This is a genomic window from Rosenbergiella epipactidis, from assembly GCF_018494055.1.
Lineage (GTDB): Bacteria > Pseudomonadota > Gammaproteobacteria > Enterobacterales > Enterobacteriaceae > Rosenbergiella > Rosenbergiella epipactidis.
The window spans coordinates 83418-97463 of record NZ_JABBFQ010000003.1 but is presented as its reverse complement, the minus strand read 5'-3'; the positions used below and the strand labels follow the sequence as shown (position 1 = coordinate 97463).

General features: G+C 39.3%; 16 protein-coding genes and 1 pseudogene. 2 read left to right on the top strand and 15 right to left on the bottom strand.

Going from position 1 to position 14046, the window contains the following annotated elements:
- Positions 1–73 precede the first annotated feature (73 nt).
- Genes HGT71_RS05905 through HGT71_RS05885 form a run of 5 tightly spaced genes read right to left on the bottom strand, consistent with a single transcriptional unit; the run spans position 74 to position 3003 of the window.
- Entirely contained in the window at positions 74–613 is a 540-nt protein-coding gene (locus tag HGT71_RS05905) for a hypothetical protein (RefSeq protein WP_214216998.1), read from the bottom strand.
- A 3-nt stretch (positions 614–616) separates the two neighbouring features.
- Positions 617–1228 carry a glycoside hydrolase family 19 protein gene (locus HGT71_RS05900; RefSeq protein ID WP_214216997.1) on the bottom strand — a complete coding sequence of 204 codons (612 nt, stop codon included), beginning with the start codon at positions 1226–1228 and terminating at the stop codon, positions 617–619.
- Positions 1229–1231: 3 nt separating this feature from the next.
- On the bottom strand, positions 1232–1510 hold the full coding sequence (locus HGT71_RS05895; protein ID WP_214216996.1) for a phage holin family protein: 279 nt from the start codon (positions 1508–1510) through the stop codon (positions 1232–1234).
- The gene (locus HGT71_RS05890) at positions 1497–1880 is read right to left on the bottom strand and encodes a phage holin family protein (RefSeq protein ID WP_214216995.1); all 384 of its coding nucleotides are present in this window, start codon (positions 1878–1880) and stop codon (positions 1497–1499) included. The genes HGT71_RS05895 and HGT71_RS05890 overlap by 14 nt, the downstream gene beginning before the upstream one ends.
- A gap of 52 nt (positions 1881–1932) precedes the next feature.
- On the bottom strand, positions 1933–3003 hold the full coding sequence (locus HGT71_RS05885; protein WP_214216994.1) for a DNA-methyltransferase: 1071 nt from the start codon (positions 3001–3003) through the stop codon (positions 1933–1935).
- Positions 3004–3573: 570 nt separating this feature from the next.
- Here HGT71_RS05885 and HGT71_RS05880 point away from each other — a divergent pair.
- Both HGT71_RS05880 and HGT71_RS05875 read left to right on the top strand, forming a co-directional pair.
- On the top strand, positions 3574–4641 hold the full coding sequence (locus tag HGT71_RS05880; protein ID WP_214216993.1) for a hypothetical protein: 1068 nt from the start codon (positions 3574–3576) through the stop codon (positions 4639–4641).
- A gap of 17 nt (positions 4642–4658) precedes the next feature.
- Positions 4659–5174: a hypothetical protein gene (locus HGT71_RS05875; RefSeq protein ID WP_214216992.1), complete on the top strand. Its 516-nt coding sequence runs from the start codon at positions 4659–4661 to the stop codon at positions 5172–5174.
- Between the two features lie 30 nt (positions 5175–5204).
- Here the strand turns inward: HGT71_RS05875 and HGT71_RS05870 are convergent, their stop codons facing one another.
- The 10 genes and pseudogenes from HGT71_RS05870 to HGT71_RS05825 form a co-directional block, all read right to left on the bottom strand.
- Positions 5205–5579, bottom strand: coding sequence for an antiterminator Q family protein (locus HGT71_RS05870; protein WP_214216991.1), 375 nt, complete (start codon positions 5577–5579; stop codon positions 5205–5207).
- Positions 5580–5604: 25 nt separating this feature from the next.
- Positions 5605–5955 (bottom strand): annotated as a pseudogene (locus HGT71_RS05865) (DUF968 domain-containing protein); the annotation flags it as partial.
- Positions 5956–6407: 452 nt separating this feature from the next.
- Positions 6408–7286, bottom strand: coding sequence for an ORF6N domain-containing protein (locus HGT71_RS05860; RefSeq protein WP_214216989.1), 879 nt, complete (start codon positions 7284–7286; stop codon positions 6408–6410).
- Positions 7287–7412: 126 nt separating this feature from the next.
- Positions 7413–8081, bottom strand: coding sequence for a hypothetical protein (locus HGT71_RS05855; RefSeq protein WP_214216988.1), 669 nt, complete (start codon positions 8079–8081; stop codon positions 7413–7415).
- A 131-nt stretch (positions 8082–8212) separates the two neighbouring features.
- On the bottom strand, positions 8213–9127 hold the full coding sequence (locus HGT71_RS05850) for an HNH endonuclease (protein WP_214216987.1): 915 nt from the start codon (positions 9125–9127) through the stop codon (positions 8213–8215).
- Positions 9128–9578: 451 nt separating this feature from the next.
- Positions 9579–10781, bottom strand: a complete 1203-nt coding sequence (locus HGT71_RS05845) for a hypothetical protein (protein WP_214216986.1) — start codon at positions 10779–10781, stop codon at positions 9579–9581.
- Complete coding sequence (locus HGT71_RS05840) at positions 10762–11199, bottom strand: hypothetical protein (RefSeq protein ID WP_214216985.1); 438 nt, start codon at positions 11197–11199, stop codon at positions 10762–10764. Before HGT71_RS05840 ends, HGT71_RS05845 begins: the two co-directional genes overlap by 20 nt.
- Before the next feature lie 1045 nt (positions 11200–12244).
- The gene (locus tag HGT71_RS05835) at positions 12245–13120 is read right to left on the bottom strand and encodes a conserved phage C-terminal domain-containing protein (RefSeq protein ID WP_214216984.1); all 876 of its coding nucleotides are present in this window, start codon (positions 13118–13120) and stop codon (positions 12245–12247) included.
- Positions 13117–13299: a DUF4222 domain-containing protein gene (locus tag HGT71_RS05830; RefSeq protein WP_214216983.1), complete on the bottom strand. Its 183-nt coding sequence runs from the start codon at positions 13297–13299 to the stop codon at positions 13117–13119. The genes HGT71_RS05835 and HGT71_RS05830 overlap by 4 nt, the downstream gene beginning before the upstream one ends.
- A 184-nt stretch (positions 13300–13483) precedes the next feature.
- The gene (locus tag HGT71_RS05825) at positions 13484–14023 is read right to left on the bottom strand and encodes a YmfL family putative regulatory protein (protein WP_214217322.1); all 540 of its coding nucleotides are present in this window, start codon (positions 14021–14023) and stop codon (positions 13484–13486) included.
- Between the last annotated feature and the right edge of the window lie 23 nt (positions 14024–14046).

Sequence of the window (14046 nt, the reverse complement as noted above, 5' to 3'; positions counted from 1 at the left end):
ATCGGCTAAGATGGGCTTGGTTGCAGAAGATATAGGTAATAAGAACTACAGTGATCCTCGTAGTTTTGGTAAATCAATCGACTGGTGGATTTGCTATTACCTGTTGTTCAAACTGACGAATAGCCAACAATTGCTCATTAGCCTGTGCAATGGCAGACAAGAGAGGATGGATCCATAACACAGCCTGACAATAGGTTAACTGCCCGGTGGTAGTGGAGGCAGTACTGGTGCGATTAAGTCGGCTGGTAGTGCCTGACAATGCGCGGGTACGTAAACTGTCCGTGTACTCGAGCAAGCCGTGAGCGATATCAGCAGGCACAGCAAAATCACAGGTTTTCTCATGTTTCAGCACCTCTCGATATTGAATGAGGATCCGTTCAGCATTCGCTTGAGTACGTTGATTGGCCTGAAGCGTTTTGTGGGAGAGTTCGTTTGCGACCCGTTGCTGATCTTGCTGTGCTTCAATCACCTTACCTTGCAGAGCTATCTGCCCTTCTGCCTGCTCAGCGCGGTCCAGTGCCGCTTTGTAACGATAAGCTAATACACCTGAAATACCGCTACTGATCATGAAGAACATGATAAGAGTAACAATCCATAATGTGGTCACTTTCATTCTCTACACCAAAAAGGAACAAGCTAAATTGAAGCGCCGAGCCCGATCGGCTAGCCCATTCGTTCCACCATTAATAATGAGTGTCACACGCTTAATATCCCCACTGTGCAACATGCATCCCTTATGGGTAAAAAACCAAGCTACCGAGCGCGCCGCATAACTGTCAATTTCTAGAAGTTCAGGTTCACTGATCAAATCGACGCCTAAAGTAGCCCCGCATTTTGCATAGTTTTCTCTACCGGTGATTTGTATCAATCCCCGCCCATGATAAAGCCATCCGTCGTTTCGTTTTTTATTCCCCAGCCGATTGGCATACACCAAATTCGCGATCGCCTGTGGCTGAGCTTTCTGTCCCTCACTGCGACCAAGTGCATAAGCTTGCTGACGACTAAGCCGTCGACCAAAGGTTGTAAGTAATCCCACCGGTGTGTAATTAAAATTTTCTTTTATCCTGGTGAAACCCTCTGACTCATGCCCTATTTGGGCAATAAACATTGCTTGGTCCAATGGTGCAGTGATACCAAATTCATCCATCGCAGCTGTTACCACCGGAAACCAACGCGTAGTCAGGCCGGCGCTTAATTTAGCCGCCTGTTGAAATTGTTTTTTATTCATAGTTTAAAACCTGAAGTCGATGATCCGAGCGAGATTCCCTCTCACCTTAAAAATCATGATGCATATAAATAAGTTGGCTAATACTACTGCCCAGTGTGTAGCTTCGTACTGCCCTGTTAGATATCTAAGCGGGATACTGCCGTAGGTGATCACCACTAACCATGCTAACCACGATATAGCCGGTCGGTAAGTAGAATAACCACGTCGATAAAGTGAAATAGCCAGGACTATTAGAGTACTGAGGAGAGTATTAACACATGCAGCATATTCATTTATTAGCATCCCCATTCCCTCTTCGTAGACGTTCAAGAAGACTGGTGAAATCATAATTGCTCAATACGGTGAGTAATCTCACGGCAAGCGTTGAAACAATTACAGCACCAAGCGCATCCAATGGCTTTTCTATGTAGCCAGTCCACTCCGAGAGTTTCGCACCGACCAGTCCAGAACAAAGCACGCCCGAAATGAACGAAACAACGAAGAGCGCGATACGTTTGAAATAGCCAAGGTTATTTGCGGTAGTGATATAAAACGTTGACCCAGCAAAAGCACCAAATACAACACCGTAATCAGTACCTGCCAACAAGCCATACAAACTAACTCCGGCCAGAGCTGTTGCAGCAGCTCCGGTACCGGATAGTGGTTCGGACATTATGCCCCCTCAATATGCGGATGATGCTCTCCCGCTCGAATGAGGGGATGACTTACCCAGAGTCTGGGTGGTGTGCGGAGAGTAGATTCTGAATCTCTTCAACCGTTAAGTTAAAGCGATCTTCTTCAAGCTCTACCCCAAGCACCCTTCTCCCAGAGAGAAGCGCAGCTTTCAGAGTAGATCCCGAACCCATGAAGAAATCAGCGACCAGTTCACCGGGACGGCTACTGGCTTCAATGATATGTTTGAGCATGTCGGCTGGCTTTTCACAGGGATGTTTTCCTGGATAGAACTGAACCGGTTTGTGCTGCCATACGTCGGTGTAGGGCACATTGACTGAAACGCCAAAATAACGTCTCAGTGATTTGTATTCGTCCACCAGCTCGAGATATTGCTTAGAGAGTGTTTGATAATTAGCTACAAGAGGTGAATGAAACGAGCTTAACGGATTACTGAGCCCTTTTTGTTGGGCAACATCCATAAACAGCTGCTGCAACTTGGCATAGTCATCTTCATTTGGTAGCTGCCACTGGCTACTGCCGAACCAATGGGAAACCATATTTGGCTTACCCGTTACTTCACCTATCTGCTTGGCACTGATCCCCAACGATGCCTTCGACTGACGAAAGTAATCAATGAGTGGGGTCAAAAGATGACGCTTTAAATCATCGCATTTCGCCCTATATCCGGTGTCCTTACCTGTATAGGGTCCCAAATAATGCTCAGCAAACAGAATACGTTCAGTAGCCGGAAAATAGCTGCGTAGACTTTCTTTATGACAGCCATTCCAGCGACCTGATGGTTTAGCCCAAATTATATGGTTCAGCACATTAAAACGACGACGTATAATGATTTCGATATCTGCCGCCAAGCGATGGCCACAGAATAAATAAAGACTCCCTGCTGGCTTCAACACTCTTTGGAACTCAGCTAAGCACTTATCGAGCCACAATAGATAGTCACTATCTCCTTTCCATTGATGATCCCATCCATTGGGCTTAACTTTAAAGTAAGGTGGGTCGGTAACAATCAGATCGATGGAATTATCTGACAATGAAGATAAGACCTGAAGGCAATCTGCGTGATACATCGCAAATGTGTTTTCTTGTGAAATGCTTTTCATAGATCAATAAGCTTTGCCTTGATAAGCTCACTACGCTTTCGCGCAAAAGCGGTGGGCCTTGGTTTGCTTGTGATCCGAGTTATGAGCAGATGACTGGTTAAGTACTCCAACACTTTTCCAGTCGCCCATTTCACAGTTGAAGTTTCTGATAATGGATAGACCATTTACACCTTTATTAATTTAGTAGATCACAATGCAGACTAAGTCTCTAGTAATAGGTAGAGTTGGTGCTATTTCTAAATTGATTACTACATAACCCTAAATACATTCAAGAAACAGAAATACAAAAAACAGAAATAACTGTATAAAAAAACAGTAGACTGAAATGTATGTCTATATTTAGGGAATTTTTAGATAAATCATGAAAATAACTTATATTTTTTCATAGGTTACCTCATCAAAGAAGTTCACTCTGAGTAAATTACACGATAAAATGCGGACCGCGGTAACTATTTTTTTATTTTCTATGCTTTAGCTGGTATCTCATTTTCATAGAAAATCCGTAGAATAGACCATATGAAGTATTTTATTCTTCATACCACGTTAATCAATATAATTCAAGGGCTTGAAATGTTGAGACAGAACAGAAATAAAACAATTTACTATAAAAGAGTGGCTATCTCAAATTGCGGCTTTGACTTACAGTCAATTCTCGGCTCCATAATTTCGGATACAGGCACTGCACCTAAAGTTGGTATGAGAAGGGAACAAATTTCACCATCTGATAGTACGAGTGGGTTTCGTTTAATCAATCGGAGTAATAATTATAAGAGCATTCTTTTTGGCCAGCTTATACTATTCGAACAAGGAAAAAGCCAAGCACTTCTCACGATAAGCGATGACGTCGATTTTTACGATATCAATGCTATAACCTCACAACAAATTAAGTTAGAAGCAGATGAAGGAATATCTCAGGAAGAAAAAGAGAAAATAAAAAGAGAGTTTGTAGATTCCATATTATATTTTGGTGTACAGGGTAATGATTTGGTTATGGTGCAGTCGAATTCGTTACGCTCTAAGGATCTCGAAACACATCTAAACTGGCTCATTCACAACTTTAGTGATTCATTCAATGATGATAGTATTCTTTTACTAAAAGATAAACCAACCGAAAGTACTATCGAAAGGCTTGAGAACACTCCTGTGAAAAAAATAAACATAGGGAGCGTACCAGTAAAAAATAAAGTTGATAACAACACTATCGAAATAAAAAACGAAGTAAACCCAGTTAATAATAACAACTCACAAATAAAAAAAATAAAATTCATGCCTACTGGAAAAGGAGGCAATATATTAAAGGCTGCATTCGGAGAAAATTGGTTTAGTGAACTTAGACTTGAAGACTCTTTAGACGATAGTAATATACAGATAAATTTAGAAATAACTTACTTAAGAAAGACTGATAAAGATGGGCAAAGACTTATGGATACTCTTGCGACCTCTCTTAGACATTCAGATGATGATGACATTGAAATTTCCCTTCAAGGAGGTGGTACCATAAAAGGTGGCGAACTAAAACTATCAGGATCGATAAGTATACAGCATAATGATGGACTAATCGATGAAAATCATTTATACTTACAGATGCATAAGTGGCTGCACTCTAAGATAGGTGCTGGTGAAATTAAACCAAAGTAAACTATTAGGTGAAAAGGATGAATTTCAAATTTTTTGTCATTAAATTTGTCCTTGCTTTTTTAATAGGTTGTGCCTTTTCTCATCTATTTGGGAAGTTTCTTCCCTTAGACAAAACTCCAACCCCTTGGCTGCTAATTACAATCCTTTTATTCCCTGCCAGCTATTGCGTTCAAGCATTATTCAAATTACCAGAATCAGATGAACATCCATCATTAACTGATACTGAACTACGAAGATTGAGACCAATTATTAAAGTTAAAAAAACAAGATTAACTTTATTATTCATCTATTACATCCTGTCTGCATTGACAATATCAATATTTTTTATAAGCGTCCCTAACTCTTCCAAGCTTTACATGAAAATGTTCACAATTGTTCTAGGACTGATTTCATCATCCATATATTCATTTTTTTTCATCCATTCTACTATGGACGAGATTCAAAAATTCAAAAGCAAACTAATTCACCGTACTGAAAATGAAAGGCTAAAAAAAGAGATGTTAAAAAAAATGACAGAAGATGACGAGGAATAATAATTTTTCAGGCAACTACCATTCTGACATTCATTTTATATCCATATCCAATACTAGATTAACCATAGATAAACAACCATCAATAAACCCTTCACCCAGTTGAATATCTACCCTAATACACTTCTCATTTCTTTTTAGTCGTTTAGCGATCTGTCTTTTGGGTATTCCATAGATATAGTGTGCAACCAATAGTTTATGCTCTTCGGGACGTTTCTTGGCTAATTGGCACATGCAGCCATCAATGATTAGTCCATCGCTGTCAGAACAACTTAGTCGATGGCTACCCTTTGATGGTGGCAGTAGCCCTTTAAAACCAGCCGCGATATGTGAGTAATCCACCCCACTACTATCTGATGCAGCCCAGCCGCCAAACCTTTCCATTAATAACGGTATATTTCTTTTCATAATGCCCTTATCTCCACTTTCAGGGTTAACCAATCACACCGACTGCAATCGCGTGATCGAGAAATCGGAACAACAGCACCAGCTGATGCCCGTATTTATTTTCAAACTTGGCCAGATCGGCATGCAGCTCATTGTGATGCAGCCGGCACAGCGGAAACACAAACAGGTCGTGTGCCTTAGTAGCCATTCCCCCTAGCCCATAACCAATGACATGATGCGGATCGTCTGCCTGCTGGTCACAACACACACATCGCTGAGCTTTAACCCAGCGCGTATATTTATCATTAATCCACAGTAGGCGTTTAGCCTTTCGCATTAATGACTGAGGGGACTCCGGATCCACCATGAAAGCCACCAACTGCTTTTGGATTTCTTCTTGTACCTGACAATCACCACCAGCCATCATGTCCTGTTCAACGTCACTGAGTGGGCCAGAAGGCAAAAAGTTTAAAGCTGATGGGGCTGGACTAACAACAATCCGCCCATGGGTAAACATCGATAACTGTTCTCTGCCCGGTCGTAATATCACGGTACCGGAACGGGGTGCTACGTCTGGGGTGAGTAATAACCTCATGATTTTGTCTTCCGACGGAATAACTTCCTCAGCCGTTTGTTACCCAATAACTGTAAATATCGGTCGCATAACGAGGGGCACAGATATGCCTGACCATCTTCATAACTGATACTTTCTGGATGTGCTGAAAGGTAAGCCTGAGTCTCCTCAAGCGCAATGAATTGCTCCGGTGTTAAATCCAGTTCTGGTTGTCTCTTCCGAAATTTATGCGTGCTATTGCAACCAAACAGATGACTTTTCGCTTGTCCTCTCATTTACAGTTCTCCCGCCAAGTATTTATCATGAGTAAAAGCACCGTCCCAAGTTATCTTCATTGGGAGTTCTTCTTTAAGGTATTTACGATAAAGCCATACAGCACCAGTCCGTAATAGAACCGGTTGGTAAGTGGTGAAAGTTAATGAGGGACTAGGAGAAACTTGTGATGATTTTTCGGTAAGGTATTTATCGCGAGCAGCGGATTTAACTCGCAAATAGGCATGTGTGCTATTAGGCTTTTCATCATATAACCAGTGCTTACTTTCCAGCCAGGCGTTGACCTTTGTTGTGTTCACACCGTTTAGCCGTTTGCAGAACTGAACCGGCGTTAATCCTTCGGAAAAGAGCTCTTCGAGTTGTTCAATATATTCTGCTTGCTGGTAGGTTAATGCTTCTGCCTGCTGTTTTGCTTCCATCGCATCAGCCCAGGCTCTGGCCAGCTGTATTGGGTCGTGAATGATAGGAAGCATTACTCCATACACTTCACGAACATTGAAATAACTGTCTTCTAATTTTTCGAAGAAATCCCAGGCTTGATCGGTTTCCAACATTTTTGCGTGGTGAGATGCGCCACGTTCAGTCCAAAGGATCAGTGAGGTCGTATGTTTATTAACCGACTCGCTGAAAGATAGTCGGAACGATTTCAGCTCATCTCCAGTAAGGCGGTAATAGTGTTTACCTTCGATAAATCTTTTTGAGTTGCGAATATGGTTCTGTTGAATGCGGATCGCCGTCGTGCCATAGCCATATGCCAAAGTCTCAGTAGTAACAACACGCTGTTCTTGATATGCCAGGACAGGAAGATTAGAAGGCTGAGTTGTAGACTCAGTTTTCGTAAGACGGTTTTTGGGCGTATTAACCCCATTAGTAGGTAGCATCATATTCTCCACACGTTTCGTTTTAACCAGTCCCGCCCCTATCATCTGCAAATGAAAGGGACCAACCTTTTCTGGTGATACTGCAAATACACCAGACTCATATCATACTGAAAATTTTATTTAAAACTAGTTTGTATTTTCTTCCTCGATTAATGCAATACCCTCTCCACAAATTGGGTAAGAATAATTCACACCATCGATGATAATTTCGCACTCATACTTATTAAACTCCCTACTAAAAATCTTTATATCCAGTATTATTTTAAGCATCCAAAACCAAACCATCAAAGCAAAATTCAAACAGAAAAAATAACCCCAAAAATAATCACGATGAGAGTGAATGTTTATTCTAGAAAAAATTGGCGAGATCCAAATTACCATTACAGCAATTAGGAGACCGAAAAGCGTCAAAAAACTTCCTTTGTGAATATAGATTTTTCCATCTTGAGTTGAGTATGCACCTGAATAACGGATAACTGTATTGATTGTATGTGATTTAAACCCATTCTCACATGTAGAGAAAGATATCAATCGCCGTGATAAAAACCAGTTAGGATGTAGTCCAAATGATTTTAACTTTGCTTGTTGAACAGCTAAATGAAGTGGGTCTTTCGACTGCTCTGGTGGAGATTTTAGCAAGTTAATGCCTTCTAATTGCTTAGAATAAGAATGTGAAAAAAATGGTCTAAACCTACGATCATATCGATCTTTTAAAAAAATTGTAAACAATGAAGAAACTACCGCACAGAGTAATTGAGAATCTATTATTCTTTCTATTATGCCAATGCTAGCCATCACCAACCCCCTCTATTTTACTCTTACCTATATAAATAAAAAATTGAAAAAACATACTTCCATAAATTCATTATCTTATTGGTGATCACCAAAAAACCAATATAGACCAACAGTTTGTCGTAGTAGATTGACTATTCTTTAAAAATATTAATTCGATGATACTCCATGTAGACACATTGTTTAGTATTCAGTGGTGTTGGTATGATTGAGTTTTCTAACCAAGCTAAAACCATTTCGTCCAGGGAGCTACTTTTGAGGATTTCACCTTCATCTGTAAAAGATATGTACCCTTTGTCGAAGAGGTGGTCTATATGAGGTGCGAGTAACAGTCCGTTGTTGCCATCTATTCGCTCACTGTTATCACTCTTAGCCCATGGCTTAATGTGGCTTGCAATGAGGAATTGTGGGGTTGTCATGCCTGTCACTCGGCACTTTGGTTCAATCTGGCTAACTTTAGTTCTAAAAAGCCCCTGACCTATTCGTGCTTGGATGAGTTGTGCCTTCTGTGTTTCAGGCAAAACTTTGTCAGTTACAATATCGCTTATCTCTGAAACTTCAGTTGTAGGTTGTTTAAAGTCATTTATCAATGCCTCGACTTGAGGTCCCATTAGCGAAAGTAAGGCCTCAGCTAAATCTAAAGGAACATCCGTTAGATACACACCTTGATTGCCATTACCATTATCTTGCAGAGGTGAGTACTTGTGCGGGAGTAGTGGTAATAGACTTTCTATGTGATCTTTAGGGCGGATAGGTCTATCTATGAAAATAAAATCGACGGGAACAAACCACCCCTCAGTACTCCAGCTATCTCCAACCTCACCAAATTCATTTGGTTTTGATCTTGATTCATGATGGCCAATAACACGTCCAATCGCTTTGATGTATGTATCACAAAAAGAAAAAACTAAATCTCCAGGATCGACTCTTGTCATCGAATCATAAAAGTAGTTACGACTTCCGTCGGCCTTTTTTTTGGGTGACCATAAGTAGCCACCACCAACTTCGTGTGCAAAAGTCTGATTCTGATTAACCCACCAATGCTTCATAATAATTCCTCTATGTCTTTATGTTGGATGTTTCCACTGGGGGCGTGTAGTTATAGTATCTGAATATACTCATAGTAGGCTATTTTAATCTACTTCTGTCACCGGCAAACGAATAAAATAACTATTTCAAGTGGTAATGTAAACACAATAACCCGGTAGAGTTATAACAACCCCTAACTAATTATATAAAAAAGGATAACCTGTTAAAATATAAACGTTAGCTAGATTTAATTATTTTTAAAATGAGAACTTTAAGTAACTTAAGTAAATAAAATTAGAAAATAAATCAACATACTCACCAATGTAAAATTAGTAATTTTACGAGTCGTATATTTATAAAAAAATACATTAGAAATTGGAATTTATCTTTATCATTAATTATCTCATCTCGTATTAAAAATTGCATTAAGGTGGTAGTTATAATTAAAACCACCACTTACACAAAAACAACCTAACCAATCAAATTAGATATTTTAAATATATATTCATCTTCATGATTTTTAGAGCAATATGTGTTTAAAATAGAACTAATTTTATTATAAACTTTAATGTTTATGTTTTCATCATTTATTATATGTAAGTGATTAGCGTGATTTCTTGCCCTAGGATAAACTCGCCAAGAAACAAAATCATTAGATATTTCTTTAGCGCCAGTCTCTGAAAGTATATATAAGGCACCACCCTTTGACTCTATAATTGTTCCACAACCCGATGTCCTCACTTTAATAAAACCCGAAACATCCCCCTTTAAACTAATGTTCACCCTCTCACCAGACATATTATTTTGAGCAAAAATAACATTATCTTTATTTAAAATGAAATCACAATCACCACTAGACCAACCATATTTATAACTATCGTTTAAACACAAAGTTTTAGGGGGTGTATTTAAAACCCCTCTAACATATTCCTTGTAAACTTTCCTATCCAGATTCTGACTAAATAAAGAATCATCACTATATTCTTTCGACATTTCTTTTTTTATCATCATAAATAAATCATTAGATAATACTTTATTTATACTATCAATCTTAGAAAACTCCTCCACAATTAGTTCGTCTGAGTTTATGAAAAGATTTTCATTCATCCAATCTATATCAATACTATTGCTATCAGATACCTTATATTCTTGAGGAATTTTATCTCCACTTTTTAAAGTTGATGTAAACACACCTTCACGACCAACAGCCAAAGCGAGTCTGTTATTTGAATTCGGAGATATAGAGAAACTCTTCATACCAAATACCTTTTTTATAGGTCTTTTTTCAAATTTAGCCGTCCCATACTCTGTCCCTATAAAATAAACACCATCATCGCCAGAAAAATATAGCTTATTTGAAAACAAGTTTATATCGGATGGCCAAGTATTAATATATATAGAGTCTTTCTCTAAAGAGATAAGTTCACCCTTAGTAATAATTGTATCTATTGTATGCTCAGATTTATTATCGCCTCTATTATCTTTAGCGTATTGTAATATAATACTCGCATCATCAAACTTGAAACCATTCCTTTTTAAGATGAAATCACATAGAGAGTTCCAAGAATAAGATGTAAATATAAAATCAGAATCGAGTAGATATAAAACACCTGAGTAGATAAAGGAGTCTATAAAATCCCCCTCTATTTTAAGATCAAGAGCAAGATTTGACATAACCTCTCCCCCTTCTTAAATTTGTAACTTCTTTTTTAGAAAAAAAATTAAGATTCTTCCATTCATTCAAAATAGTCGTATGCGGGACATCATGTGGTGTTCTTTCTCCCGTCACCGGGTAACCATGCCATTCATTATTACGGTCTGATTTAAATTTTGCAATGTATGCATAATTAGTATCTGTCTGTCCGATTATTTTCTTTTCATTCGTGCCTATAGTAACATCAACCCACCAATAGCAATTTTTATCACATACATAATTTTCTTCAACTGAATCCCAAAAGTAAGTTTCTTCCTGATGTTCGTTGACTAACCACATTGTCTTGTCCGACTCTGGTTTTCCATTTCTATGTTTCGGATTACATTTATATTTCATTTGATTAGAAGTTAGAGCCAGGCTCTCTGCATGATCGCTCATTCTCAGCACCAAAAATTGATTAATTCTTCATAGTACCACAATTTACAAAAAATTTATCTCAAATACAAGCTTGTAGCTTTGAGTTCCAATCAAAAAATTTTCTACAACCTCAGGATAAATTACAGTCGTTAAAATTGTAGTGATCATCTACCCTAGTACCAGAATTACTTTTTGTTGACCTAGCGGCGTTCATCTATTTATCTATAAAACCGTACTGTTGTTACCAAATTATTTATAGGGTAAATGGTTATTTATAAAAAAATGGCACCATACCAGTACGTTAGATAGGACCAATTCAACCATATGTAATAACTACAGTTGAGCATACATACGGAAGAGTTTATTAATCGGTTTTATACCCATCTGAAAATATTAATATTTCCATAGTGAATAATACTTTCACCATCAGATAATAAACTGGCTTTCTTAAAAAAATATTTATATATTAACGAAGATAAAAAAAGCCTGGATACATTATTTAATATTAACTGATTATGAATGCTCAATTCATCATGAAATTAATCATGAACCATATATTATTAAAAAATTATTTTCCGCACACAAAATTTGAGAGTTTTAATTAATGTATCATGCAGTACAGCAAAATACTCTTTATATAACTCCTTAAAAATAAGTATATTTTTATCTTATTCATTAGACTTTAAAATCCAACACAAGACTTGACGAACCTCTTCTGAGGTAAAGTGCTCTGCCCCAACCCCTATCTATAAAAATAATGTAATTATAGTTAAATTGAAGAAAATACTTAAATAGTACGTAATTGTTTACTTTTCCGTAAATCTAAACTCAGCTATATAATGCTTTGCGATTCCAAAAATTCTCTCTTAATCATTAATCATCATTATACGAGTAATATTTCTGCCTTTAGTAGCTAATTCCTTTACTAGAAATTAGCTTTATTTTTAACGGCTAATGCGGCCGGCATTAATTAGTATATTAATTACACAGATGTACTCAATTATTAACTATCCTATAACGGTACATTTATCATGAGTCTTATTTGAGACTCTATTTTCGGTTACCATTATTCCCCCCGAAACCCAGCAGGAATATGGTAACTTAGGGTACTATTTCTAGAGAAAACATCTAGCTGGACCCATCTCCCATCTACCCGCTTTGGCCTACCCGCCTCTTGCCACCGGCCTGCTTTCTGCAGATATCCTGGAAACTTATTCGGTATAAACAATGTCACCGGTCGCAAATACTGCTCCTGTTCGCTGCCCCGCCACTCTTCGGTTTTGTATTCAGTCACCAGCTGCAGTTCTTTAGGGGTAAACCCTTCGCGTAATCTGGCCCGTATGTGCTCCAGTGACGAATTGCAGTTCGTGAACCGTGATCCTGTGGTCAAGTTCAGGTGTTTCAGGACTTGCTTAGCTTGGTCTGTGAGTAAAACTTGCGCGTCGGGTTGCGCTGCAACCTGACAAAAGGGTTTTGAATTTAATGATGGATCTGGTTTTGAATTTACTGACGGATCCCCGCCAGATTCTGGGGGGTGAAAATGGCCTGTTTTGCTCGATTCTGACGCGTCGGATTTTGACCGGTCAGCTTCTGATGCGTCAGATTTTGACCCGTCAGAATTTGAGGGTTCAGAATCTGACGTATGAGATAAAGCAACTTGTCTAAGCTTAGTCACATTCAATCGGTAAATATTCGGGGCATTACGATTTCCCGAACGTCGTTGCTGGCGAGTTAACCACCCTTCTTTCTCAAGCTTGCCGATCGCCGTTCGGATGGTTGAAACCCCGGCACCAAGTTGCCGAGCTATCGTCTCGATACTGGGCCAACACACCCCATCATCGTTACTGTAGTCAGCAAGGCGTGCCATGATGGCCACGCTCGTTAACTTCATTCCTGCAGCGGCACAGCCGTCCCATACATATGAACTCAACTTAACGCTCATGATGGTTCCCTCTTAAACTTTTTGGACCATTCTCTACGTGGGCATACACAGTCGTGTGGGTACCCTTTTTGCCGATAGATGACTCGGTGGTTAATGATATCTACCCCAACCGTTTGAACTTCAACGCCATGGGAATTCCGATAACGTGCCACCCAGGGCCTAATGAATTCTTTTTCCATTTGCGCCTTCCTTGGCCATTTGATTGAACTCCCCCACAATCCATTCGGCAAAACTGTGGTGAACAGGGATCCATTTTCCATATACCATCAACGTATAGCAGTAGAGCGTTGGAAACTGGCCCCGCGGACCGGCAACACTCTCAGTTGCGGCAATTTCTCTTCTGCTGTTACAATGCTCACGCGATTAATTCTCCACACAAGTGTTTTTCGCAACCGAACGTCCTGAGCTGCAACTCGGGGCGTTCACCTCTTCGGGCTTACAAAATGTTCGGCTAACAAGATTTAAATGTTCCTGCATTTTGACAGTCGACCTATATAAACCCACTTTCAAATTCTCAAACTCCTCATGATCGACCTCGCCGTCTTCAATAGCGTTTTTGACCTGCTGTGAATAACGAGCCACTTCTTCAAAGACCTCAAGCAGTTTCTCGTTGATATCTGTCACACCAACTAACTCATCTTCTGGTAGAGGTACACAAATACACCCCGCCTCCCGAGCCATCGCATCAATAACATAGTGAGTGTTACCGGCGCGCTGTATTACTTGTGCCCAGCCGATCGGGAATACTTGATCGCCTTCAGTACGTAAGCGATTAAAGAGTGAGTTTTGAGTGATGCCTAACCACTCAGCGGCCTCCGAATAACCACCAGCCAACTCAGTTATGGTTTTTTTGACAGCTTTGATGTACCAGCCAGGTTGCTTCTGAATTTTCCAGTTTCCTATCACCACTGCCACCTCCTTACATC

Coding starts and splice junctions, on each gene's coding strand:
- HGT71_RS05905 (WP_214216998.1), bottom strand. CDS start 613: ATGAAAGTGACCACATTATGGATTGTTACTCTTATCATGTTCTTCATG.
- HGT71_RS05900 (WP_214216997.1), bottom strand. CDS start 1,228: ATGAATAAAAAACAATTTCAACAGGCGGCTAAATTAAGCGCCGGCCTG.
- HGT71_RS05895 (WP_214216996.1), bottom strand. CDS start 1,510: ATGCTAATAAATGAATATGCTGCATGTGTTAATACTCTCCTCAGTACT.
- HGT71_RS05890 (WP_214216995.1), bottom strand. CDS start 1,880: ATGTCCGAACCACTATCCGGTACCGGAGCTGCTGCAACAGCTCTGGCC.
- HGT71_RS05885 (WP_214216994.1), bottom strand. CDS start 3,003: ATGAAAAGCATTTCACAAGAAAACACATTTGCGATGTATCACGCAGAT.
- HGT71_RS05880 (WP_214216993.1), top strand. CDS start 3,574: ATGTTGAGACAGAACAGAAATAAAACAATTTACTATAAAAGAGTGGCT.
- HGT71_RS05875 (WP_214216992.1), top strand. CDS start 4,659: ATGAATTTCAAATTTTTTGTCATTAAATTTGTCCTTGCTTTTTTAATA.
- HGT71_RS05870 (WP_214216991.1), bottom strand. CDS start 5,579: ATGAAAAGAAATATACCGTTATTAATGGAAAGGTTTGGCGGCTGGGCT.
- HGT71_RS05860 (WP_214216989.1), bottom strand. CDS start 7,286: ATGCTACCTACTAATGGGGTTAATACGCCCAAAAACCGTCTTACGAAA.
- HGT71_RS05855 (WP_214216988.1), bottom strand. CDS start 8,081: ATGGCTAGCATTGGCATAATAGAAAGAATAATAGATTCTCAATTACTC.
- HGT71_RS05850 (WP_214216987.1), bottom strand. CDS start 9,127: ATGAAGCATTGGTGGGTTAATCAGAATCAGACTTTTGCACACGAAGTT.
- HGT71_RS05845 (WP_214216986.1), bottom strand. CDS start 10,781: ATGTCAAATCTTGCTCTTGATCTTAAAATAGAGGGGGATTTTATAGAC.
- HGT71_RS05840 (WP_214216985.1), bottom strand. CDS start 11,199: ATGAGCGATCATGCAGAGAGCCTGGCTCTAACTTCTAATCAAATGAAA.
- HGT71_RS05835 (WP_214216984.1), bottom strand. CDS start 13,120: ATGAGCGTTAAGTTGAGTTCATATGTATGGGACGGCTGTGCCGCTGCA.
- HGT71_RS05830 (WP_214216983.1), bottom strand. CDS start 13,299: ATGGAAAAAGAATTCATTAGGCCCTGGGTGGCACGTTATCGGAATTCC.